The organism is Halobiforma lacisalsi AJ5 (genome assembly GCF_000226975.2).
Lineage (GTDB): Archaea > Halobacteriota > Halobacteria > Halobacteriales > Natrialbaceae > Natronobacterium > Natronobacterium lacisalsi.
In genome coordinates, this window is sequence record NZ_CP019285.1 from 2,019,543 (window position 1) to 2,038,924 (window position 19,382).

A 19,382-nucleotide genomic window follows, 5' to 3' on the forward strand; every position below is an offset into this window, starting at 1 on the left:
GCTACGACGCGAACTGCCGACGCAGGGACGGAACGCTCACAGCGGCTCGTCGCCCTCGATGATCCGCTTCGCCCGCGCGGCCAGCGCTGGAACGCGGTCCTCCATCTTCGGGTACATCGGATCGTCGCTGTTGCCCTCGAGGTAGCGCCGGAAGAACATCTCGCCCAGCGCCGCGAGCTTGTAGACCGCAAGCGCGCGGTAGAACCGCTCGTGCTCGAAGGTAAAGCCGGTGCGGGACTCCCAGCGGTCGACCAACTCCTGGCGGGTTGGATACCCGTCTCGCTCCATGAACGTCGTCGTCAGTTCGGGCACCACGGGATCGGGGTCCTTCGGGTCCCGCCAGTACGAGAGCATCCACCCCAGATCCGCACGCGGGTCGCCGAGCGTCGCCATCTCCCAGTCGAAGACGCCGATCAGTTCCGGGCGGCCGTCGTCGGTCCCGAACATCACGTTGTCGAGTTTGTAATCCCCGTGGACGAGCGTATGCGGGTGGTCCTCGGGGACGTTGTCCTGGAGCCACGCCCCGACCTCGTAGAGGTCCGGCACCTCGCGTTCCTCGGCGGTCGTATCGAACGCCCACATGAGTTGTTGCCCCCAGCGCTCGACCTGCCGTTCGGTGTAGCCCGGCGGATGGCCAAAGTCCGCGAGGCCGACGGCCTCGTAGTCGACGTCGTGGATCGCGGCCAGCGTGTCGACCAGTTCCTCGCCGATCCGTCGTCGGGAATCGGCGTCGGCGAACGCGTCGGGTTCGGCCTCGCGCAGGACCTCGCCCTCGAGTCGCTCCATCACGTAGAAGTCGCTGCCGATGACGTCGTGGTCCTCGCAGGCGAGCAGGGGTTCGGGGACGGGAACGTCGGTGTCGACCAGCGCCTCCGTCACGCGGTACTCCCGGAGCACGTCGTGGGCAGTCTCGGCCGTCTCGCCCGGCGGGGGCCGGCGAACGACGAGTTCGCGGTCGCCCCACGTGACGAACAGGGTCTCGTTGGAGTGGCCGGCCTGGTGGCGCTCGACGGCGTACTCCCCGTCGTCGACGTCGCCGAGGTGGTCGGTCAGGTACGCGGCCAGGGCCTCCTCGTCGACCAGCCGCTCGTAGTAGTCCTCGCTCATCGTGATCGATACGCAATCCCACTCGCTCCTTAACGAAAATAGTTACGACGAGACAGTAAGTTTACAATGTATTCCAGTCCGGTACACTCACTCGCCGCCGATCCCGAGGATTTCGAGCATCTCGAGCGGCGAGTCGATCCGGTAGGCGACCGCAGGGCCGTCCTCCGCGCCGAAGGCGACGCCGTCCATGCCCGCGGCGTCGGCTCCAGCGACGTCGTGGTCGTAGCGGTCGCCGATCATGAGCGCTCTATCGGGCGCGACGCCGGCCTTCTCGAGCGCGGTCTCGAAGATCGCGGGGTCGGGTTTCGTCCGGCCCACCTCCTCGGAGGTCGTGATCGAGTCGAACCGGTCGCGGATCCCGAAGGCCTCGAGGATCCGTTTCCCCTCGTGATCGTCGACGTCGCTGACGACGCCGACGTGGTAGTCGGTCGTGGCGAGTCGGTCGACCGCCTCCACCGCGCCCGGGACGGGTTCGATCGCCCCGCGAACGCGCTCGTCGAAGGCGGGTTTCCACGCCGATTCCGACACCGGCTCGCCGACGACGGCGCTGACGCCCTTGGCGTACCCCTCCCGGGCGGATCTGAATGCCGTTCCCTCCCGCTCGCGGAAGTGCTGCCCGACCGTTGCCCGCCAGGTTTCGACCGCTTCCTCCCGGTCGATCTCGAGGTCGTAGCGCTCGCAGAGCCAGTCGACGAACGCGGCGTGGGCCCGCCCGACCGACTCGAGGTCGAGGATCACGCCGCCGATGTCCCAGAAGACGGCGTCGTACGTTTCGGTGTTCGTCGCGTCGCTCATCGGTTGCCCCCGCGGAAGCGCGCACGGCGGCACGCTCGAGGACGGTTTCGGGCTCGATCGGCGGTCGGTAGGGATCTCGACCCCATCGCTCTCTCACGGTCCGTCGCGGACGGACTCGTCCGTTGGGTGCTGGGCCACTCACTTAACTGTGCGGCACTCGTGCGTATTTTTATTAACGTTGTGTACGTATCGGGTTCTATAGCTAACGATGGTAGCAAGACATCGGTTCGATACGGGTGACCGCGCATGAGTACGTCCCAGTTCAGCGTCGACGGAGAGGTCGCCGTCGTCACCGGGGCCTCGAGCGGGATCGGGGAGGCGATCGCGAAGTCGTTCGCGGACGACGGGGTCGACGTCGTCATCTGCTCGCGCGAACAGGAGAACGTCGATCCGGTCGCCGAGGAGATCGCGGAGAGCGACCGGCCGGGCGAGGCGCTGGCCGTCGAGTGCGACGTAACCGACCGGGAGGCGGTCGACGCCCTGGTTGAGGCGACCGTCGAGGAGTTCGACGGCCTCGACGTACTGATCAACAACGCCGGGGCCTCGTTCATGGCCAACTTCGACGACATCTCCGAGAACGGCTGGAAGACGATCGTCGACATCAACCTCCACGGCACGTACAACTGCATTCAGGCGGCCGCCGACCATCTCAAGGACGGCGGCGGCTCCGTGGTCAACTTCGCGAGCGTGGCGGGCCAGCAGGGAGCGCCGTACATGAGCCACTACGGAGCCGCGAAGGCGGCCGTCGTCAACCTCACGACGACGCTGGCCTACGAGTGGGCGAGCGAGGACGTCCGCGTCAACTGTATCGCACCCGGGTTCGTCGCGACGGCGGGCGTCGAAAGCCAGATGGGCATCTCGGCCGACGACGTCGACCGCTCGGCTGTCGAACGCCGGATGGGGACCGTCGAGGAGATCGCCGACCTGACCCAGTTCCTCGCCAGTCCAGCGTCGTCGTACATCGTCGGCGAGACGATCACGGCGCGGGGCGTCCCGGACGTCATGGAGTCGCCGGACGTCTAGCACGCGCTCGAGGGAGCGAACCCCGTTCGGCCGCTCACAGCCGCGGCCACGCGGCGAGAAAGGCCAGGATCGCCAGGTTCGCGAGGATCCCGGCGAAGGCGACCGTCCAGTCGAGCGTCGTGAGGACCAGCGACAGAACCGTCACCGCGAACAGCAGCGGTCGCCAGTGGGTCCAGCGGGTGACCATGGCGGCGGCCGACAGGACGAATCCGACGGCCGCGACGGCGTTCAGGGCGCCGACGACCCTGATCCCGCTATCGCCGACGTCGAGGACGCCGCCGAGCAGCGTCGTCTTGTACGGCAGTTCCGCCAACTCGAAGAGTTCCAGGTAGACGCCGGTACCGAGCAGGTGGATGAGCCCGTGGATCGTGATCGCGACCGCCGCGATTCGGGTGAGCGTCCGTTTCATGACCGGTCACCGTCCGCTGGTTTCCCGGGGCTCGTCCTCCACTCGGTTCCGTCCAGGCGTACGATTCCGCACGGATGCACGTTCCGTCGTACGACGGCGGGGAACAAATACACCGACCTCGAGCGGGTGCTCGCGAGACGGCGTTCGCGACGATCGCGACGTCGACAGCTACAAACGCCACATCGTCCCAGTTGGTGATATGCCGGGGAAGGTACCACCCGACGAGTTGTTCGCACACGTCTTCGAGCGGACGGGAGAGGCCGACGTCGACGAGACCGTCCTCCAGGGACCCGCTGACGGGGAGGATGCCGCTGCCATCGACTGGCCCGGCGGCGACCTCGTCGTGAGTTCCGACCCGATCTCGCTCGCGGCCTCGCAGGTCGGCAACCTCGGCGTCCACGTCGCCTGCAACGACGTCGCCGCGTCGGGTGCCGACCCCCGGTGGCTCACCGTCGTCGTCCTCCTGCCCGACGAGACCGCCGACCTCGAGGCGATCACCCGCGACATAGACGCCGCCGCGAGCGAGGTCGGCGCGTCGGTCGTCGGCGGCCACTCGGAGTACGTCGACCAGCTCGAGCGGCCGCTCGTCTCGCTGACCGCGATGGGGGCGACCGAGTCGTTCGTTCCCACCGGCGGAGCCGAGCCGGGCGATGCCGTCCTGCTCACGAAAGCGGCGGGGATCGAGGGCACCGCGATCCTGGCGGCCGACTTCGCGGCGGACCTCGAGGTTGATTCCGAAACCGTCGATCGGGCGGGCGCCTTCCTCGAGGAGATCAGCGTCGTCCCGGACGGTCGGGCCGTCCGCGAGTTCGCGACGGCGATGCACGATCCGACCGAGGGCGGCGTCGCCGCCGGCTTGCTCGAGATCGCACGTGCCTCCGGAGTTCGGCTCGAGATCGACCGCGAGGCGGTGCCCGTCCGCGAGGAGACCGAACGGCTCTGTGCGGCCGCGGGGGTCGATCCGCTCCGGATCTTCGGCTCCGGCGCGTTGCTCGCGACGGTGCCCGGCGAACGCCGAAATGAGGCCCTCGAGGCGCTTTCGTCGGCAGGTATCGAGGCTGCGACCGTCGGAACGGTTGCCGAGGGCGAGCCCGAACTGGTCCTCGACGACGTGGTGATCGGAGAGCCCGTAGCGGACGATCTCTATCCGCTCTGGGCGGCCGCCGACGCGACGGAGTAGCCGGAGTGGATCGCGACGGTCGCATTCTCGTCCCCGTACTCCTCACCTCAACTCACCGCCCCCGTTACGTCCCTCGATTATATCATAGACTATATTTATTGGCAATCGGCATTATCACTCAGGGCCATTTATGAACGATGTTCATCCGCAGTCGATCTGGGACGACGTCTCGAATCGGATCGGCGAGGATCTACGGGCTGTCGTCTGCTACGAGGCAACCGACTTCGAACGCGTACTGCGCGAGGACGTCCGAACCGAGTACTCCGGGTCCGACCTCCAGGCCGTCGTCGATCGGACGATCGTTACCCAACTGTCACTCGATCGCGACACGGGCGCCTTTCGGGCGGGCGAGTTCAGCGGGTTCGTCCGGGCCTTCGACGACGCCTGGTTCCTCTCGGTCCCGGACCCGGCCGATCCCAAGGCGGGAATCCTGGTATCCGTCGATCGGGGCAGCGACGAACTGATCGACGGCGACCTCGAGTGGTGTCTCGACTACCTCGAGAAGCGAGTGCCGACCTCGAGTCCCTGAAGGGAACTCGTCCGTTCGACGGTCGGCGATGGGCGTCGGCCGGGTCCGACTCTTCAGTTTTCGTACTCACTCCGGGTCCGTCTCCGTTTCGTCGTTCCGGTCCTCGAGGAACAGGCGGATCCCCATCACCGGAATGAACAGGAAGAACACCAGCATGACCGCGCCCGAGAAGATCGAGAACAGAAACTCCGGCGTGGCCTCGAGCGGGCGCAGCCAGGCCGCGATCAGCAGGCCACCGAACAGCGATACGACGCCGAGCACGAGGAGGTCCTTTGGGTAGACCGGCAGGTCGTCTCCCTCTGCCTGGGACATATCGGCTCTTGCGAGAGGGGATACATAACGTTGCTCACGTAGAACGAGTGGAACGGGAGTAGTGGCGACCGAACTGGCGTTCAGTCCGTGGGGACGGTTCGTTCGTCGGCGTACTGCCCACGGCCGTCGTACGTCGCCACGCTCACGAGGACGAGCGTCGCGATCGCGACCGGCCAGACGAGGATCGGGAAGTAGTCGGAGAAGAGATAGAGGTTCCCGACCGAGCCCAGCAGGCCGACGATGATCGTCGCGAACACCCCTTCGGCGGTCGTCTTCTCCCAGATGACGACCGCGGCGAGGGGCATCCCCAGCGAGGCGCCGAGTCCGACGAACGCGAACTCGATGATGTCGAAGATCGTCCCCGGCCGGACGTAGGCCAGCGCGATCCCGATCAAGGCGGCGGCGAGGACGACGCCGCGGCCGAAGAGGATCAGTTCGCGCTCGGTCGCGTCGGGGTTGAGGTGTTCCTCGTAGAATCGGGTGACGTCGGCCGAGGTGACGATCATCATCGAGTCAGACGTAGAGAGGATCGCGCCGATGATCCCCGCCAGCAATAGCCCGGCGAGCCACGCCGGGAAGATGTCGATGATCGCGTACATTGCGACGTTCTCGTGGTGGATGTCGGCGCCGTCGTAGAGCACGCGGCCCGCGGCACCCATGATCAGCGGGACCGTGAGCCGAAGCGACTGGAAGGCGACCGCGATGACCGACGCTTTGCTGATGATCTTCTCCGAGCGGATCGCCTGGAACCGCATCAATCCGTGGGGCTGGCCGATCGCGCCCGCGGCGAAGGTCACCCAGGAGAGGACCGCGATCAGCAACGCGGTCCCTGCGTCGCCGCCGGTCATCGTCAGGAGCGACGGATCGACCGCCGACGCCTCGGAGACGAACGCGGACCAGCCGCCGATCTCGAGGACCATCCCGATCGGGACCAGGATGGCGGCGACGATCACGAGCGAGCCCATGAGCAGGTGGGCCGTGACGGAGGCGTTGAAGCCGCCGAGCGTAGTGTAGAACGCGACCGCGAGTCCGCCGATCAGGATGGCCGTAGTGTAGGGGATACCGAGGCCGACGTCCATCGCCTCGCCGATGGCGATGATCTGGGCCCCGATGTACGACATCAGGAAGACGACGATCGTCACGGTGCCGACGAGTCGGATCACCGGGCCCAGCCGGTGGTCGTCGAACGTGGACGCGAGGTGGTCGACGACGGTCTGACTCCCCAGCGCCTCGGAGGTTCGTCGGAATCGGGGAGCGACGAACCGGTAGAGAAACAGCACGATCAGGACCATCGTGATCGAGAACCAGAGGCCGCTCATCCCGACCGTGAAGCCGATACCGACCCACGCGAAGAACGTCCATCCGCTGGCGACCGCCGTCACCTCGGAGATCGCGATCGGGACTGTGCCGACGTCCCGATCCGCGAGCATGTAATCCGACAGCCGCTTCGTCTCCGTGGTGAAGAAGAAGTACAGCCCGATCGACAGCAGTACCAAGACGAACAGTCCGAACGTCGCCTGTAGCTGTGTCTCTGACATGTTATTGCTTGCCAAGGACGGTTACGCGCCCGTCTCCGCGCTGGTGGTCGATCCTGTACAACAGGTACGTGACGATCGGAACGAGCACCATCACGAGGATCGCGACGGCCGTTCCGACCGGTAATCCTCCTAGCGACGTCATAACACATCGCGGAATAGAATTGTTCTACTATATGTGATTTTCGAACATCGATCGAAAAAATTCGTGATATTACACGTTCAGGGACGGACGGCGAAGAAAACAGCGTTAATGAACGCTGTCACCGACGCTTCCGCAGCTACTGTCGTGCCCACTCGAGCATCCGTTCGTACACGGGGTCGGTCTCGAGCGCCGCGGGATCGCCGACGAGCACCAGCGCCCGCTTGGGCCGGGTCAGCGCGACGTTGATCCGGCGGTAGTCCTCGAAGATCGGTCCCTCGAGCGACCCGGTCGCGGTGAAGGAGACGACGATGACCTCCTGGCTCGAGCCCTGGAAGCGGTCGACGGTGTCGACGGCGACGTCGTCGGGGACACGTTTCGAAATCTCCGAGACCTGCGCCCGGAAGGGGGCGATGACCCCGATCTCGGAGCGCTCGAGCCCGGCGGCCTCGTAGGCGTCGATCAGGTCGGCGATCCGGGCGGCCTCCTCGCCGTCCGTGTAGCGGCCGCCGTCGCCCTCGACGCCGACGAACGAGACGGGGTCCTGCAAGTTCTCTGGTAAGTCCGCGCGGGCGACATCCTCGAGGTCGTCCAGGGTCCGCGCGGCGACCTCCGGTTCGGCGGGCCGGAGCTTCCCGTCGTAGAACTCCTGCGAGGCGAACGCCTGGATGCGCTGGTTCATCCGGTACTGGCGGTCGAGCATGACCCCGGCTTCGGGGTGGAGGTCGACGAGCCGTTCGAACAGCGACTCCGTGAGGTCGTTCTCTGCACGGACGACCGGCGGGAGCTGTTCGTGGTCGCCGACGAGGACGAACCGCTCCGCGAGGTTGATCGCCGCACAGGTGCCGGGCTCGGTCAGTTGAGCGGCCTCGTCGACCAGCGCGACATCGAACGACTGCTCTTTCATCACCCGCGAGCCGCAGGTCGCGGTCGTCGCCGCCACCACCTGCGCGTTCTGCAGTTCCGCGAGTCGATCCTCGGGGTCGCCGGCTCGCTCGAGGCGATACGGCTCCATGTCCTCGCGGACGCCGCTCTCGGAGCCGACGCGGACGATCCGATCCTCGTCGATCACGTCCTCGAGTCCCTCGAGCAAGGCCTCGAGGACGTTGTCGACGGCGCGATTGGTGAAGGCCGACAGCAGGACGCGCTCGCCGCGCTCGACCATCGCGCGGACGGCGCGGGCGATGGTGTAGGTCTTGCCGGTGCCCGGCGGCCCGTGGATCAGCGCGACGTCCTCGGCCCCGACGGCCATCCGGACGGCCTCGTTCTGTGCGTCGTTGTTGCCGATGAACGTCTCGTCGGGCAGGTCGAATTCGGGTTCTTCGCGGCCGAACAGCACGTCTTTCCGTCGGTCGTCCCCTTTCAGGAGGAAGTCGTGCAGGGCAGCGAGCAGCCGGTCGGTCGTGAGTTCGGAGGGATAGACGTCCAACCGAGTGACCTCGACCGGCTCGTCCGCGGTCAGGACGATTTCGTCTCCCAATCGCTCGATCCGCGCCAGTTCCGAACTCCCTCGAACCGGATCGCCGTCGCTCGCCAGCACCAGGTCCCCTTCGCGAAGTTTCGAGGTCGCGCCGCTTTGCCGACGGGCGCGAAGCTCCCACCGCCCCTCCGAGAGTTCCCGCATCTCCGTGAACTCGAGGTCGATCAGCGCGCGGTCGTCGTCGGCCCGTTCCTCGGGGTCTTGCTCCCAGAGTTTGGCGTACTCGCGGTGGACCTCCCGACGCTCCTCCTCGATCGCGCGGTAGAACCGCTCGAAGTACTCGCGCTCGTCTTCGGGCAAGGCCTGGCCGATCTGCCCGGCTTTCGACTCCTGGTCGAGTCGGCCCGAGACGACCATGCAGGTGTCCTGCTCGAAGCAGTACTCGCACTTGGCGTCGCCCTCGTACCCCGTCGGCACGTCGCCGCCCGTCTCCATCGCGGCGATCTCGTTTCGCAGGCGGACGACGAACTTTAGAAGGCCATCGCCCATCGAGAAGTCCTTCGCGGGGGTGAGATCGCCGGTCTCCTCGTTGCGATCCAGCGCCGAGTTCTTCGTGTACAGCAGGGTCCCGGTATCGACGTCGCCCCCGTGTTCCTCGAGCAGGAGTGCGTAGCAGGCGGCCTGGACCTTGTCCTTGAACCGGGGTTCCTTCTTGAGGTTCTTGCCGGTCTTCAACTCGACCGGCGCGCCCCGGCGGATGGCGTCGGCCCGGCCGCGGATGCCGAAGGTTTCGCTGATCAGGAGTTGTTCCGACCGCCAGCTCCCCTCCGCGGGTGAGAACGCCCGCTCCGGGTTGTCGGCGGCTGTCGCCACCCCATCCTCCTCCGTCAGCCGGCCCTGCTCGAGCCAGCCCTCGATCGCCGCGGCGTTCTCCCGGACGTCGTCGGCGACGGCGTCGGCGGACTCGCCGAGCAGGCCGAGTTCGAGGCCGTGTTCCTCGACGCGGGCCTCGATGGCCTCCTCGAGGTCCCGGCCCCGCAGGAGGTCGCCGAACACCTCGTGGACGATAGTCCCTTTCACGACGGGGTAGTTCAGCGGGATCCCCGAGAGCTTGTTCAGGTAATAGAGGCGGGGACACTCCACCCAGTTGCGGATCGCCGTCACGTTCACGAGGAAACTCGGCTCGACGACGACGTAGGAGTCGCCGGTCGTCGCGTACTGGATCTCGCCGCGGTACTCCTCACGCTTGGCGTTCGTGACGAGCAGTTCCATCCCCGGCTCGAGGAGTTCTGCCGACTCGGTCCACTTGTTCCACAGCGTGACCGTGGTCTCGGCTGTACCGGGCCGTTCGGTCGGCTCGTTCTCGCCCTGTTCCGGGGTGGCTGCCGCGTGTTCGTTCCCGTCCTCGTCGTCCTCGACCCCTTCGACCCCCTCGACCCCCTCGACTCCCTCGAGGCGAAGCGGTACCTCGGCGAGGTCGCTCTCGCCGTACGTCGTCGACACCGAGCGAACCTCGACCTCGCCCGCGACGGTTCCGCGTACGTGCACGGCTACTCGTCACGGGCGACCGATCAAAAACGCTATCGGTCCCGGCTCGTCGCCCGGATCCGGTCGTAAGCAACCATTACCGACCGAACCGGTCCGGGACGGATCGAAACGGTCGCGACTCCTTTTTGAATTACGGCCGAACCACCGGGTGCCATGAGTGATCCGAACCGCGACGACCGGGGAACGGACTCGGAGCCCGGCGTCGACGATCCGAGCGGCCCGACGCCGGCCGAAACCGATTCCGGGACGGGAGCCGCCTCCGGCGAGCGGACCGGCCAGGGCGGTCACGCTCCCCGCGACGACGGCGCGGCACTCGCCAACGAGGAGCGCCGTCGGAACACGTCAGTCGTCAGCGGGATCGTCGCCGTGCTCGGCCTGTGGGCCGCCGCGTCCGTCCTGATCTACGACGTCGGCAGCGAGATTCTCTGGAACAACGGTCTCGTTGGCGCGGTCGTCTTCGTCGCCGCGGGCTACAATTACTACCGGCTCTCGAACGACGTGCCGCTGAGCGTCGGCGTCGCGTCCCTCGTCGCAGTGCTCGGGATCTGGCTGATCATCTCGGCGGCGCTACTCGAGATGATCGGCGGCATGTTCTGGAGCACGATCGTCACCGGGCTGTTGATCGCGGGACTCGCCGGGTACAACGCCTACGAGGCTCGAGAGGCGCGGACCGTGACGACGGAACCGGAGGCGCGAACGTAGCGAGTGCTGCGGCTGCGGGCGATTTCTACGCAGCGGCTTCCATCCCCGGGGCCGGGTCACGAAAGCGCAGGGTCCCGAGTCGAGCGGCCGAACGGCGAGGTCAGTCCGAGCTCTCGAGGTCCGCGTCGGAAACGACCTCGCGCTCGAGTTCGCGCAGACGGTGTTCGGCGGCATGGTGGCCGGTCGCGACGGCAGCAAACGTCAGCATAACGGCGGCGAAACCCAGTGATACGACCGGCGAGACGCCGTTGACGTAGCTGTTGAGCAGTTGTCCGACCGCGAGCGCGGCCGGTCCCAGCGTCAGGAGCGCGCTCTTTGCCGGTGCGGCGCGAAACAGTTCGATCAGCGGGAGTGGTTGGCGGACGGACATTGGAAACGATCGGTTACCGAGTACCGCTTACGATCCCTGTCGACGGAGCGGTCGTATTCCTTTTGGTTCGCCCACGTTCCGGGCGCGGAGACGGTCACCACGAGCGACCGGTTCGAAGGCGACGCTGACGCCGACGCCGACGCCGACGCCGACGCCGATGCCTGCGATCGGGACGCGAGCGCGACCCGCGGGGGACCGCCGGGACCGATACGTTCATTCCGTCCGCGTCACAACCCTCACGTATGCGGATTCGCGAGTGGCAGGACATACTCGAGGACGTCACCGAGCAGGACGTCGAGTCGGAGGACTGGCGCGCCGTCGCCGGTGACCGGGCCGGCGGCGTCGGCGAAGACATGTACCTCGCGCATCCCTCCGCTGGCGTCTTCTTCCTGAAGACGTACGCGAAGAACCCCTTCGAGGTGCGCGGCGTCGGCACCCAGGTCGCGCGCAAGATCGACGACGAGATCGGGGCGTTCATGCCCGAGGACGACGGCAGCGGCCGATTCGCTGTCCAGTCCCCGCCCGAGGACGAGGACGAAGCCGAGACGCTTTCGAACCGGCTGGAGACCGTCCTCGAGACCCACGCCGACGCCCCGACGCGGCCCCAGGACCTGTTCGACGACGTCATGGAGGCCATCGAGAGCCCTGCGTTCGGCCCGATGGAGTACGACCAGTACGATCGGCCCGACGAACTCGAGGAACTGGCCGACCGGTTCGAGGAGGCCGACGAGTTGCTGAACGCGGAACTCGAGGACCTGATCGAGACGGACGAGGTCGGTCGGGGCTTCATGTGAGCCGCAGTTGCTTTTCTCGCTTCCCAGCCGACCAGGCCTGCGTTCGCGTCCGGTGAACCTTTGAGGACGCGAGCCACCACTACGTCCATGGTCGAAGCCGCCGAAACCGTCGTCCGGGACTACTACGAGGCGCTCCGCGAGGGCGATCCGCTCGCGCCGTACTTCCTCGAGGACGACTCGACGGTGAAGTTCGGCATTGAGGAATCGCTGTTCGGCTACGACGAGGTAGCCGATGCCCTCCGAAGCCAGACCGAGACGACGATGGACTGGACGGTCACGAGCGGTCGCCTCGTCGTCGAGGAACGCGATTCGGCCGCGTGGTTCGCGGACGAGGTGCGGATGGCGTGGACGGACGCGGAGAGCGGCGACGAGCGGGAGTTCGAGAGTCGCTGGAGCGGAACGCTGGTCCCGTCGCCGGCGAGGACGGACGCGAGTGCCGACGGACCGACTGCCGATCCCGACCCCCACTGGCGCTTCGCGACGATGCACGTCAGCACACCGCGGAGGCTCGAGTAACGATGGGGCGGCGAAACCGCAGTTCGGGATCGGGTTCGGGGTCGAGTTCGAGTTCGGGGTCACGGCCGAACCGAAACACGGGCGATCCGGCGGGAAGACGCCGCCTCGCGGCCGGGTTCGTCCTGCTGGTCGGCCTCTCGGGAAGCATGATGGCGCTCCAGGGCGGCGCGTCGCTGCCGATGGTCGGGCTGGTGACCGCCGGTGGCCTGCTCGCAGGCGGCGCGCTGGTGTGGTATCTCGCCTGGATCGTCAGCTGAGCGGAGCAGCAGCTCCTAGCGCTCTACCCGGCGCAGCCAGACACCCGGCGCGTCCAGTTCCTCGTGACTCGGGAGGTACTCCGGTCCCTCCCAGACCAGGCTCGCGGTCTCGAGGTCCCGTGCGTCGACGATCGTCTCGAAGAAGTCCTTCCCGCGTTCGTACTGGCGACGCTTCAGGCCGAGGCCGAGCAGTCGGCGGAACAGCCGCTGTAGCGGGCCCCGTCCCTGCCGTCGCTCGTCGAGCTTCCGTCGCAGATCGGCGTACTCGCCGTCGAAGGCGTGGTCCATCAGCAGTTCGGCGTACCCTTCGACGACGGTCATCGCGGCGTCGAGTTCGCGGAACGCCTGCCGGTCGAACGACCCCTCCGAGAGCTTCGCGATGCCGTCTTCCATCCGCCGCTCGAGGTGTTCCGAGAGCCACGGTGCGGCCCCGAACTCGGCGGCGTGAGTCACTTCGTGGAAGGCGATCCAGCGGCGGAACCGGTCGGAATCGACCGCGAGCGCGTCGGCCGCCTTCAGGATGTTCGGACGGACGAAGTACAGTGCGTGGTCGTCGTCGGGCGTTTCGGCGAGCAACAGCGGGTCGTACTGGCCGAGGACGTTCCGCCCGAGGAAGGCGAGCAGAACGGTCATCGTCCCGGTGTTGATCGTTCGGGCGACGCCGGGGAACGCGCCGGGTGGGGCGTGGTCCTCGAGCGTGCCCATCACCCGCTCGAAGGTCGCGACGTTGGCGTCGATCCAGTGGTGGCGGTTCTGGATCTCGACGGTGTCCGGGACGTCGAACTCGAGGCCCGACACCGTGCGGATCCCTTCGCGAGCGTCGCGGACGTCGCGGGCGTACGCCTCCTGCTCCCCGGCCTCGAGCGCGATCGAGCCGGGATCGGTGGCGGCCTTTGCGGCTTCGGCTGCCGATGCCCAGTCGATCGCGTCGTCGCCGGACGCGCCGGCGACGGCCCGGGCACTACGATAGAGGTTCACGAACGTTCGTACGGGAAGCGAACGCAAAAGGGTTCGGCTCGGACCGCAGACGGTCTGCTGTCAGTCAGTCCCGGCGCACAGGGGACCCGTCTGCCGGGTGCGCCGGTAACCAGTTACAGCAGTCCGTCTCAGTTGACGATGACGTCGGGTTCCTCTTCCGCCCGTTCCGTCTCCGATTCCTCGCCGCGGTACTTCCGGACGGCGACGCCGGCGGCGACGAGCACGGCCAGCGCAACGAGCGCGCCGATCGCCTTGCCGCCGCTGCCGCCCTCCTCGTCGGCCGCACCGCTCTCGTCGTCCTCGTCTTCGCGGTCGGTCTCGAGCGACGATCCGGCCTCGAGGTCAGTCTTCGTCCCCGTTTCCGATTCCTCGCCGCCACCGATTACTGCCTCGGCAAACGGGAGCGACTCGAGCGTTCGCGGCCCGAACTGTGTATCGCCGTCCAGGTGGAGTTCGATGAAGGTAAACTTCTTTTCTCCCATATCGGCGGGGTCAACGACGCCGCACTTAGCCGTTTGGTTCGGCTTACGATCGCGCGACGGATCCCGCCGGACTTCATACTGCCGGGCAAAACAATACACACACACACACACACACCGATCGCACTCGAGACGCGATCGGGTGTGTACTGACTTTTGTCCAGTAGTATCAATATGCGATCACGCCGGACGGTCCCCGTCGAGGGACGGATCGGAATCCCGGCTCCGCCGCCGAATTAGCCTCACGTTGAAGCGCTTCCGATCCGGTGGGTTCCGGTACGATTAAGTAGCCGTCACTAACGCTCTTTCGTATGAGTGGACGACCGCTGGACGTCCTCGAGGCGTCCCTTGGCGAACGAGTCGCCGTACGACTCAAGAGTGGTGACGAGTACGTCGGCGAACTCGCCGGCTACGACCAGCACATGAACCTCGTGCTCGAGGAAGTCACGATTCCCGCGGACGAATCGATCTCCGGGGACGGCGAGCCGATCGAAGACACAACCATTATACGCGGCGATAACGTCGTTTCGATCACTCCATGACTGGCGCAGGAACCCCGAGCCAAGGAAAGAAGAACAAGACGACCCACGTCAAGTGTCGTCGCTGCGGAGAGAAGTCCTACCACGTGAAGAAGAAGGTCTGCTCGTCGTGTGGCTTCGGCAAGTCGTCGAAGCGCCGCGACTACGAGTGGCAGTCGAAGACCGGCGACAACTAACGCGAACGCCGTTCGCTCTCGCCCACCTGCCGGATCGATCTCGACCGGATTCTTCGCTTTCCACCTCGAGCGACGCGGTCCGACCTATCGACCTATCGGCGATGAACAACCATTAGTCCTGGGCCGCGAACACTCCGATATGAGTATGGAGACGACAGCCGCCTTCGCGGGCCTCGAGTGTGTCGACTGCGGGACCGCGTTCGACGCTGCCGAGGTGACCCACCGGTGTCCGGACTGCGATGGGGTTCTCGACCCGACATACGACTACGACGCGATCGACCTCGATCGCGAGACCCTCGAGTCGCGGCCGTTCGACTCGATGTGGCGCTACGAGGAACTGCTGCCGTTCCGACGCGAGTCGGCGGTCACGATGGACGAGGGGACGACGCCGCTGGTCGACTGTCCGGCCCTCGCCGACGAGTTCGGCGTCGAGCGCGTCCTGATCAAAGACGAGGGACGCAACCCGACGAACACGTTCAAGGACCGCGGCCAGACGGTGGCGGTGACGGCGGCGAGCCAGCACGGCGCGAGCGACGTCGTCCTCGCCTCGGCGGGCAACGCGGGGCAGGCGGCCTCGGCCTACGCCGCCCGTGCGGGTATGGACTCTCACGTCTACTTACCGTCGCGGGCCGGCTTCACGAACAAGGCGATGGTCAACGTCCACGGCGGCGACATGAGCGTGGTCGGCGGGCGGATCGGCGACGCCGGCGAGGCCTACGAGGAGGCCAGCACGGACCACGACGACTGGTACCCGCTCCAGACGTTCGTCACCCCCTACCGCCACGAGGGGAAGAAGACGATGTTCTACGAGGTCGTCGAGCAACTCGAGTGGGAAACGCCCGACGCCATCGTCTACCCGACCGGCGGCGGCGTCGGCCTGATCGGGATGTACAAGGCCGCGAAAGAGTACCGCGATCTGGGCCTGATCGACGACCTTCCGGAACTGTACGCCGCCCAGGCCTCGGGCTGTGATCCGATCGTCGAGGCCTACGAGGAAGGGTGGGACGAACACGAACCCGTCGAACACCCCGACACGATCTGTGGCGGCCTCGAGATCCCCGACCCCGGCGCGAGTCCGTGGATCCTCGAGGCGCTCCGGGAGACCGACGGCGGCGCGGTCTCGACGGCCGATCCGGACATCCTCGAGGCCGGCGTCCAGGTCGCCAAGCAGGAGGGCCTCGAGATGGTTCCGAGTTCGGCGGCCGCAGCGAGCGGCGCGTGGGAACTCGCGGAACGGGGCGAGTTCGACGGCGACGAGACGATCGTCATTCTCAACACCGGCGCCGGGAACAAGGAGGCGGACGTGCTCCGCAGCCACCTGATGAGTCAGGGCGTCTGAACCGGCCGGCCCCACCACACTGACGACAGTTATTTGCTCCTGACGGTCGTCGAACGGGACGAAGTCCGCGACGCCGACGGCGACCCGCTCGAGGACGTCTCCCGGGAGATGGTCTGGATCGCCGAGCGGTGACCCCGGCGTCCGCGGCGGGGACCGGAGCACGGGGCTCGTTTCGTAGCGTTTTTGCCGGCTGTCGGGAAACGGAGGGGTATGACTACCACGACACCCTGGGACGACTGGGACCATATTCTCAAAATCGACCCCGACAAGGACCTCCCCGAGGGCGTCACCTACGGCGATCTCTGTGCGACCGGCACCGACGCGATCGAGATCGGCGGCACGATGGGCGTCACCGAGGAGAAGATGGCCGCCGTCATCGAGGCCTGTGCCGAACACGACGTGCCGCTCTACCAGGAACCCTCGAGCCCCGAGGTCGTCCTCGAGGACGATGCGCTCGAGGGGTATCTCATCCCGACGGTCTTCAACGCCGGCTCGCCGTTCTGGATCACCGGCGCGCACAAGGAGTGGGTCCGGATCGACGACGATTACGACTGGGATCGAACGACGACGGAGGCCTACATCGTGATGAACCCCGAGGCCGACGTCGCCACCTACACCGAGGCCGACTGCGATCTCGACGCCGACGACGTCGCCGCCTACGCCACCGTCGCGGAACGGATGTTCGGCCAGGAGATCGTCTACCTCGAGTACTCGGGGACGCTGGGCGACGAGGGGATCGTCCGGGCGGCCGCCGAGGCGACCGACGACGCGACCCTGTTCTACGGCGGCGGTATCCACGACTACGACTCCGCGTACTCGATGGCCCAGTACGCAGACGTCGTGGTCGTCGGCGACCTCGCACACGACGAGGGCGTCGAGGCGGTCCGCGCGACCGTCGAGGGCGCTTCGGACGCCTGATCGTTGGAATTAGCTCTTCTCGGGGCTGAAAAAGGCCGTTTGGCCTAAACTGTTTTGCGTCTCCGTTCTCCATCGGATGGTATGGCGCTCTTCGCCGAGTTCGACGCGGCTTCGCAGGAACTCGTCCTCGGTCCCACGCTCGAGGCGCTGCCCTCGCTCGAGGTGGAACTCGAGCGGCAGTACGCCGTCGACCCGTCCCGGCCGATCGCGTTCTGCTGGATGCGGTGTGCCGGCGGGGACCGGAACCGAGTCGAACGGACCCTGGCCGACGACGACACCGTGGCCGAGTTCCAGCGGATCGCGGACGCCCACGACGGGGCGCTGTACCGCATCCGTCGCAGCGGCTCCGGGGTCGTCGGGGCATACCGTCGGTGGGTCGCACTCGGCGGGGAACTCCTCGAGTGCCGGGGATCGAGCGGTCGCTGGCGGATCGAGATGCGGTTTCCGGACCGGGGGGCGTTCACGCGGTATCACGCGTTCCTCGAAGGGGAGGGCGTCGAAATCGCCCTCCATCGCCTTTCGGAGGACGACGCGCCGAGCGACGACGACCTGTTGACCGACTCCCAGTACGAGGCCCTCGAGATCGCGTTCGAGTCCGGCTTCTTCGAGGTTCCCCGCGAGGCGGATCTCTCCGCGATCGCGAACGAACTCGAGATTTCGAACCAGGCGGTCAGCGAGCGGTTACGACGGGCACAGTCGAGCCTGGTCGCGGAGCACGTGGTATCGGGCGGGAGGCAAACGCGGTAGGGGTCGGTGCCGAAAGCACACTTGCGGTCGGCGGTCGGTCGTCACCCTTATGCCGCGCAGTCCCCTCCCGATGATGATGGCAAGGCAGCCCTCCTCTCCCCCTGCCGACGAGCCGCTGTCGATCAGGGTTGTTCGTGCGATAGCAGCACACGACGGGGTCGATCCGGTCGACCTCTCGCCGCCGTTGTACGCCAGTATCGATCCCGCGGCGCTAGATTCGCTCTTCGAACCGACCAGCCCCGCCAGGCCCGGCGAACGCGTCGGTAGCCTGACCTTCGATTACGACGGCAAACAGGTCACCGTCGGGGCCGACGGCGAGATCACGATCGATTCGTCCCCCGAAACCGACCGCTCCTCGCGTCGTTCCATATGAAGGTCTGTCTCGCCTGCGACTGGTTCGCCTCCGCGGACGACGGAGCCACCGAAACCGAACGCTCGCGGCTCGCGGTCGAGCACTTCGTCGAAACCGGACACGCGATCGACACGAGAGAGTCGGCCGGTCGACCGACGCCGCCATCGGTCTGTGCGGAACTGCTGGTCCGCGAACTCTCGCCGTCGGCCGATCCGACCGCTTGATTCGATCGAGTCCGTCGGCTTGCCGCTTACTCACCGCCGTCCGCCCCGCGCTCGAGGAGCGACCGGAGCCGCGGCAACGCCTCGGTGACGTCGTCCCGGTAGACCACGTCGGCGGCCCCGTCGACCGGGGTCGACTCGAGGTTGACGACGCCGACTGTCGCGCCGGTGGCCCCGGCTTCCCGCGGGAACGAGGCGGCAGGTTCGACTACCAGCGACGAGCCGATCGCGAGGAAGACGTCGCTGTCGCGGGTCAGCGTCCGCGCTCGCTGGACGACCGCCCCGGGAAGCTGTTCACCGAAGAGGACGACGTCGGGTTTGTAGATCCCGCCGCAGTCGCAGGTCGGCGGGAGGTCACCCTCTGCGGCACGGTCGAAGATCGGGTCACCGTCGCGTCGCCGTCCGCAGTCGGTACAGCGGACGCGGCGGGCGTTGCCGTGTAGCTCGAGGATCGGCGGTTCCCCGGTTCCGGCGGGTGTGTCATCCCCGGCCCCTGGGTCGTCCTCGCGCTTTCCGTCCTCGGCGGCCCCGTTAGCCCCGTCACCCCCGTCGGCCCCGTCGGCTGCATCGCGATGTAATCCGTCCGTATTCTGCGTGAGTACAGCGTCGAGGTAGCCGTCCCGACCCATCGCGGCCAGGGCCTCGTGGGCCGCGTTGGGCTCGTACTCCTCGCCGAACAGCTCCCGCTGGAGGGCGACCCGGTCGGCCCAGAACCCCTCCGGGTCGCTCCGGAACCGTCCGTAGGTGAACTGTCCCTCGTCGAAGTGCTCCCAGACGCCGTCCTCGCCGCGGAACGTCGGGACGCCCGAGGGGGCCGAAATCCCCGCACCCGTCAGGGCGACGACCGTCGCGTCCCGATCGATCTCGGCGGCGAGTCGCTCGAGGGCGTCGCGGTCACGGTCGGACGCCCGATCGGACTCGTCCATGTCGGGTCCTCGGCCTCGAGAGACAAAAACGGGAGCGGCTGTGGCTGCGGTTTCGGCTGCGGCTTCGG

General features: G+C 66.9%; 25 protein-coding genes. 14 read left to right on the forward strand and 11 right to left on the reverse strand.

Translation table 11 applies throughout. The annotated features are described in order from the left end of the window. Positions 1–36: 36 nt before the first annotated feature. Both CHINAEXTREME_RS09650 and CHINAEXTREME_RS09655 read right to left on the reverse strand, forming a co-directional pair. Positions 37–1,107: a phosphotransferase family protein gene (locus CHINAEXTREME_RS09650; protein WP_007143332.1), complete on the reverse strand. Its 1,071-nt coding sequence runs from the start codon at positions 1,105–1,107 to the stop codon at positions 37–39. Between the two features lie 87 nt (positions 1,108–1,194). Continuing rightward, positions 1,195–1,902, reverse strand: a complete 708-nt coding sequence (locus CHINAEXTREME_RS09655) for an HAD family hydrolase (RefSeq protein WP_007143333.1) — start codon at positions 1,900–1,902, stop codon at positions 1,195–1,197. A 246-nt stretch (positions 1,903–2,148) separates the two neighbouring features. Between CHINAEXTREME_RS09655 and CHINAEXTREME_RS09660 the strand changes: the two genes are divergently transcribed. Beyond that, positions 2,149–2,925 carry an SDR family NAD(P)-dependent oxidoreductase gene (locus tag CHINAEXTREME_RS09660; RefSeq protein WP_007143334.1) on the forward strand — a complete coding sequence of 259 codons (777 nt, stop codon included), beginning with the start codon at positions 2,149–2,151 and terminating at the stop codon, positions 2,923–2,925. A 34-nt stretch (positions 2,926–2,959) separates the two neighbouring features. Here CHINAEXTREME_RS09660 and CHINAEXTREME_RS09665 read toward each other — a convergent pair whose 3' ends face one another. Beyond that, complete coding sequence (locus CHINAEXTREME_RS09665; protein WP_007143335.1) at positions 2,960–3,334, reverse strand: hypothetical protein; 375 nt, start codon at positions 3,332–3,334, stop codon at positions 2,960–2,962. 199 nt (positions 3,335–3,533) lie between these two features. Between CHINAEXTREME_RS09665 and CHINAEXTREME_RS09670 the strand changes: the two genes are divergently transcribed. Continuing rightward, positions 3,534–4,514: an AIR synthase family protein gene (locus CHINAEXTREME_RS09670; protein WP_007143336.1), complete on the forward strand. Its 981-nt coding sequence runs from the start codon at positions 3,534–3,536 to the stop codon at positions 4,512–4,514. Positions 4,515–4,644: 130 nt separating this feature from the next. After that, entirely contained in the window at positions 4,645–5,043 is a 399-nt protein-coding gene (locus CHINAEXTREME_RS09675; RefSeq protein ID WP_007143337.1) for a hypothetical protein, read from the forward strand. Positions 5,044–5,109: 66 nt separating this feature from the next. Here the strand turns inward: CHINAEXTREME_RS09675 and CHINAEXTREME_RS09680 are convergent, their stop codons facing one another. From CHINAEXTREME_RS09680 to CHINAEXTREME_RS09690, 4 genes are all read right to left on the reverse strand, one after another. Then, positions 5,110–5,355, reverse strand: coding sequence for a hypothetical protein (locus CHINAEXTREME_RS09680; protein WP_007143338.1), 246 nt, complete (start codon positions 5,353–5,355; stop codon positions 5,110–5,112). 80 nt (positions 5,356–5,435) lie between these two features. After that, a complete protein-coding gene (locus CHINAEXTREME_RS09685; protein WP_010546589.1) occupies positions 5,436–6,893 on the reverse strand; it encodes a sodium/proline symporter in 1,458 nt (485 codons plus the stop codon). Between the two features lies 1 nt (position 6,894). Further along, positions 6,895–7,035, reverse strand: coding sequence for a hypothetical protein (locus CHINAEXTREME_RS21845; RefSeq protein WP_007143339.1), 141 nt, complete (start codon positions 7,033–7,035; stop codon positions 6,895–6,897). A 136-nt stretch (positions 7,036–7,171) separates the two neighbouring features. Next, on the reverse strand, positions 7,172–10,000 hold the full coding sequence (locus CHINAEXTREME_RS09690) for an AAA domain-containing protein (RefSeq protein WP_007143340.1): 2,829 nt from the start codon (positions 9,998–10,000) through the stop codon (positions 7,172–7,174). 153 nt (positions 10,001–10,153) lie between these two features. Here CHINAEXTREME_RS09690 and CHINAEXTREME_RS09695 point away from each other — a divergent pair, with 153 nt between their 5' ends. After that, a complete protein-coding gene (locus CHINAEXTREME_RS09695; protein WP_007143341.1) occupies positions 10,154–10,702 on the forward strand; it encodes an SPW repeat domain-containing protein in 549 nt (182 codons plus the stop codon). 100 nt (positions 10,703–10,802) lie between these two features. Here CHINAEXTREME_RS09695 and CHINAEXTREME_RS09700 read toward each other — a convergent pair whose 3' ends face one another. Next, positions 10,803–11,072, reverse strand: coding sequence for a hypothetical protein (locus CHINAEXTREME_RS09700; protein ID WP_007143342.1), 270 nt, complete (start codon positions 11,070–11,072; stop codon positions 10,803–10,805). A 242-nt stretch (positions 11,073–11,314) separates the two neighbouring features. Between CHINAEXTREME_RS09700 and CHINAEXTREME_RS09705 the strand changes: the two genes are divergently transcribed. From CHINAEXTREME_RS09705 to CHINAEXTREME_RS09715, 3 genes are all read left to right on the forward strand, one after another. Continuing rightward, the gene (locus CHINAEXTREME_RS09705; protein WP_007143343.1) at positions 11,315–11,866 is read left to right on the forward strand and encodes a helix-hairpin-helix domain-containing protein; all 552 of its coding nucleotides are present in this window, start codon (positions 11,315–11,317) and stop codon (positions 11,864–11,866) included. Positions 11,867–11,953: 87 nt separating this feature from the next. After that, positions 11,954–12,382, forward strand: coding sequence for a nuclear transport factor 2 family protein (locus tag CHINAEXTREME_RS09710; RefSeq protein WP_007143344.1), 429 nt, complete (start codon positions 11,954–11,956; stop codon positions 12,380–12,382). Between the two features lie 2 nt (positions 12,383–12,384). Beyond that, positions 12,385–12,639: a hypothetical protein gene (locus CHINAEXTREME_RS09715; RefSeq protein ID WP_007143345.1), complete on the forward strand. Its 255-nt coding sequence runs from the start codon at positions 12,385–12,387 to the stop codon at positions 12,637–12,639. 15 nt (positions 12,640–12,654) lie between these two features. Here the strand turns inward: CHINAEXTREME_RS09715 and CHINAEXTREME_RS09720 are convergent, their stop codons facing one another. Both CHINAEXTREME_RS09720 and CHINAEXTREME_RS09725 read right to left on the reverse strand, forming a co-directional pair. Beyond that, complete coding sequence (locus tag CHINAEXTREME_RS09720) at positions 12,655–13,617, reverse strand: zinc-dependent metalloprotease (protein WP_007143346.1); 963 nt, start codon at positions 13,615–13,617, stop codon at positions 12,655–12,657. Between the two features lie 128 nt (positions 13,618–13,745). Then, positions 13,746–14,099, reverse strand: a complete 354-nt coding sequence (locus CHINAEXTREME_RS09725; RefSeq protein WP_007143347.1) for a hypothetical protein — start codon at positions 14,097–14,099, stop codon at positions 13,746–13,748. 308 nt (positions 14,100–14,407) lie between these two features. Here CHINAEXTREME_RS09725 and CHINAEXTREME_RS09730 point away from each other — a divergent pair, with 308 nt between their 5' ends. From CHINAEXTREME_RS09730 to CHINAEXTREME_RS09760, 7 genes are all read left to right on the forward strand, one after another. Next, complete coding sequence (locus CHINAEXTREME_RS09730; protein ID WP_007143348.1) at positions 14,408–14,638, forward strand: LSM domain-containing protein; 231 nt, start codon at positions 14,408–14,410, stop codon at positions 14,636–14,638. Continuing rightward, a complete protein-coding gene (locus CHINAEXTREME_RS09735) occupies positions 14,635–14,811 on the forward strand; it encodes a 50S ribosomal protein L37e (protein WP_007143349.1) in 177 nt (58 codons plus the stop codon). Before CHINAEXTREME_RS09730 ends, CHINAEXTREME_RS09735 begins: the two co-directional genes overlap by 4 nt. Before the next feature lie 145 nt (positions 14,812–14,956). Next, positions 14,957–16,150 (forward strand): threonine synthase, encoded by a 1,194-nt coding sequence (locus CHINAEXTREME_RS09740; protein ID WP_007143350.1) that lies wholly within the window; start codon positions 14,957–14,959, stop codon positions 16,148–16,150. Between the two features lie 210 nt (positions 16,151–16,360). Continuing rightward, positions 16,361–17,068 (forward strand): phosphoglycerol geranylgeranyltransferase, encoded by a 708-nt coding sequence (locus tag CHINAEXTREME_RS09745; protein ID WP_007143351.1) that lies wholly within the window; start codon positions 16,361–16,363, stop codon positions 17,066–17,068. A gap of 81 nt (positions 17,069–17,149) precedes the next feature. Further along, positions 17,150–17,815 carry a helix-turn-helix domain-containing protein gene (locus tag CHINAEXTREME_RS09750; protein WP_007143352.1) on the forward strand — a complete coding sequence of 222 codons (666 nt, stop codon included), beginning with the start codon at positions 17,150–17,152 and terminating at the stop codon, positions 17,813–17,815. A 76-nt stretch (positions 17,816–17,891) separates the two neighbouring features. Continuing rightward, on the forward strand, positions 17,892–18,188 hold the full coding sequence (locus CHINAEXTREME_RS21695) for a HalOD1 output domain-containing protein (protein WP_160165595.1): 297 nt from the start codon (positions 17,892–17,894) through the stop codon (positions 18,186–18,188). Beyond that, on the forward strand, positions 18,185–18,391 hold the full coding sequence (locus CHINAEXTREME_RS09760; RefSeq protein WP_007143354.1) for a hypothetical protein: 207 nt from the start codon (positions 18,185–18,187) through the stop codon (positions 18,389–18,391). The genes CHINAEXTREME_RS21695 and CHINAEXTREME_RS09760 overlap by 4 nt, the downstream gene beginning before the upstream one ends. A gap of 26 nt (positions 18,392–18,417) precedes the next feature. Here CHINAEXTREME_RS09760 and CHINAEXTREME_RS09765 read toward each other — a convergent pair whose 3' ends face one another. Next, positions 18,418–19,314, reverse strand: a complete 897-nt coding sequence (locus CHINAEXTREME_RS09765) for an SIR2 family NAD-dependent protein deacylase (protein WP_007143355.1) — start codon at positions 19,312–19,314, stop codon at positions 18,418–18,420. Between the last annotated feature and the right edge of the window lie 68 nt (positions 19,315–19,382).

What these genes read in the sequence shown, in the direction of transcription:
- CHINAEXTREME_RS21695 (WP_160165595.1), top strand. Translation starts at nt 17,892, where the DNA reads ATGGCAAGGCAGCCCTCCTCTCCCCCTGCCGACGAGCCGCTGTCGATC.
- CHINAEXTREME_RS09665 (WP_007143335.1), bottom strand. Translation starts at nt 3,334, where the DNA reads ATGAAACGGACGCTCACCCGAATCGCGGCGGTCGCGATCACGATCCAC.
- CHINAEXTREME_RS09765 (WP_007143355.1), bottom strand. Translation starts at nt 19,314, where the DNA reads ATGGACGAGTCCGATCGGGCGTCCGACCGTGACCGCGACGCCCTCGAG.
- CHINAEXTREME_RS09735 (WP_007143349.1), top strand. Translation starts at nt 14,635, where the DNA reads ATGACTGGCGCAGGAACCCCGAGCCAAGGAAAGAAGAACAAGACGACC.
- CHINAEXTREME_RS09650 (WP_007143332.1), bottom strand. Translation starts at nt 1,107, where the DNA reads ATGAGCGAGGACTACTACGAGCGGCTGGTCGACGAGGAGGCCCTGGCC.
- CHINAEXTREME_RS09730 (WP_007143348.1), top strand. Translation starts at nt 14,408, where the DNA reads ATGAGTGGACGACCGCTGGACGTCCTCGAGGCGTCCCTTGGCGAACGA.
- CHINAEXTREME_RS09680 (WP_007143338.1), bottom strand. Translation starts at nt 5,355, where the DNA reads ATGTCCCAGGCAGAGGGAGACGACCTGCCGGTCTACCCAAAGGACCTC.
- CHINAEXTREME_RS09695 (WP_007143341.1), top strand. Translation starts at nt 10,154, where the DNA reads ATGAGTGATCCGAACCGCGACGACCGGGGAACGGACTCGGAGCCCGGC.
- CHINAEXTREME_RS09670 (WP_007143336.1), top strand. Translation starts at nt 3,534, where the DNA reads ATGCCGGGGAAGGTACCACCCGACGAGTTGTTCGCACACGTCTTCGAG.
- CHINAEXTREME_RS09750 (WP_007143352.1), top strand. Translation starts at nt 17,150, where the DNA reads ATGGCGCTCTTCGCCGAGTTCGACGCGGCTTCGCAGGAACTCGTCCTC.
- CHINAEXTREME_RS21845 (WP_007143339.1), bottom strand. Translation starts at nt 7,035, where the DNA reads ATGACGTCGCTAGGAGGATTACCGGTCGGAACGGCCGTCGCGATCCTC.
- CHINAEXTREME_RS09685 (WP_010546589.1), bottom strand. Translation starts at nt 6,893, where the DNA reads ATGTCAGAGACACAGCTACAGGCGACGTTCGGACTGTTCGTCTTGGTA.
- CHINAEXTREME_RS09705 (WP_007143343.1), top strand. Translation starts at nt 11,315, where the DNA reads ATGCGGATTCGCGAGTGGCAGGACATACTCGAGGACGTCACCGAGCAG.
- CHINAEXTREME_RS09700 (WP_007143342.1), bottom strand. Translation starts at nt 11,072, where the DNA reads ATGTCCGTCCGCCAACCACTCCCGCTGATCGAACTGTTTCGCGCCGCA.
- CHINAEXTREME_RS09760 (WP_007143354.1), top strand. Translation starts at nt 18,185, where the DNA reads ATGAAGGTCTGTCTCGCCTGCGACTGGTTCGCCTCCGCGGACGACGGA.
- CHINAEXTREME_RS09660 (WP_007143334.1), top strand. Translation starts at nt 2,149, where the DNA reads ATGAGTACGTCCCAGTTCAGCGTCGACGGAGAGGTCGCCGTCGTCACC.
- CHINAEXTREME_RS09710 (WP_007143344.1), top strand. Translation starts at nt 11,954, where the DNA reads ATGGTCGAAGCCGCCGAAACCGTCGTCCGGGACTACTACGAGGCGCTC.
- CHINAEXTREME_RS09745 (WP_007143351.1), top strand. Translation starts at nt 16,361, where the DNA reads ATGACTACCACGACACCCTGGGACGACTGGGACCATATTCTCAAAATC.
- CHINAEXTREME_RS09675 (WP_007143337.1), top strand. Translation starts at nt 4,645, where the DNA reads ATGAACGATGTTCATCCGCAGTCGATCTGGGACGACGTCTCGAATCGG.
- CHINAEXTREME_RS09715 (WP_007143345.1), top strand. Translation starts at nt 12,385, where the DNA reads ATGGGGCGGCGAAACCGCAGTTCGGGATCGGGTTCGGGGTCGAGTTCG.
- CHINAEXTREME_RS09655 (WP_007143333.1), bottom strand. Translation starts at nt 1,902, where the DNA reads ATGAGCGACGCGACGAACACCGAAACGTACGACGCCGTCTTCTGGGAC.
- CHINAEXTREME_RS09740 (WP_007143350.1), top strand. Translation starts at nt 14,957, where the DNA reads ATGGAGACGACAGCCGCCTTCGCGGGCCTCGAGTGTGTCGACTGCGGG.
- CHINAEXTREME_RS09725 (WP_007143347.1), bottom strand. Translation starts at nt 14,099, where the DNA reads ATGGGAGAAAAGAAGTTTACCTTCATCGAACTCCACCTGGACGGCGAT.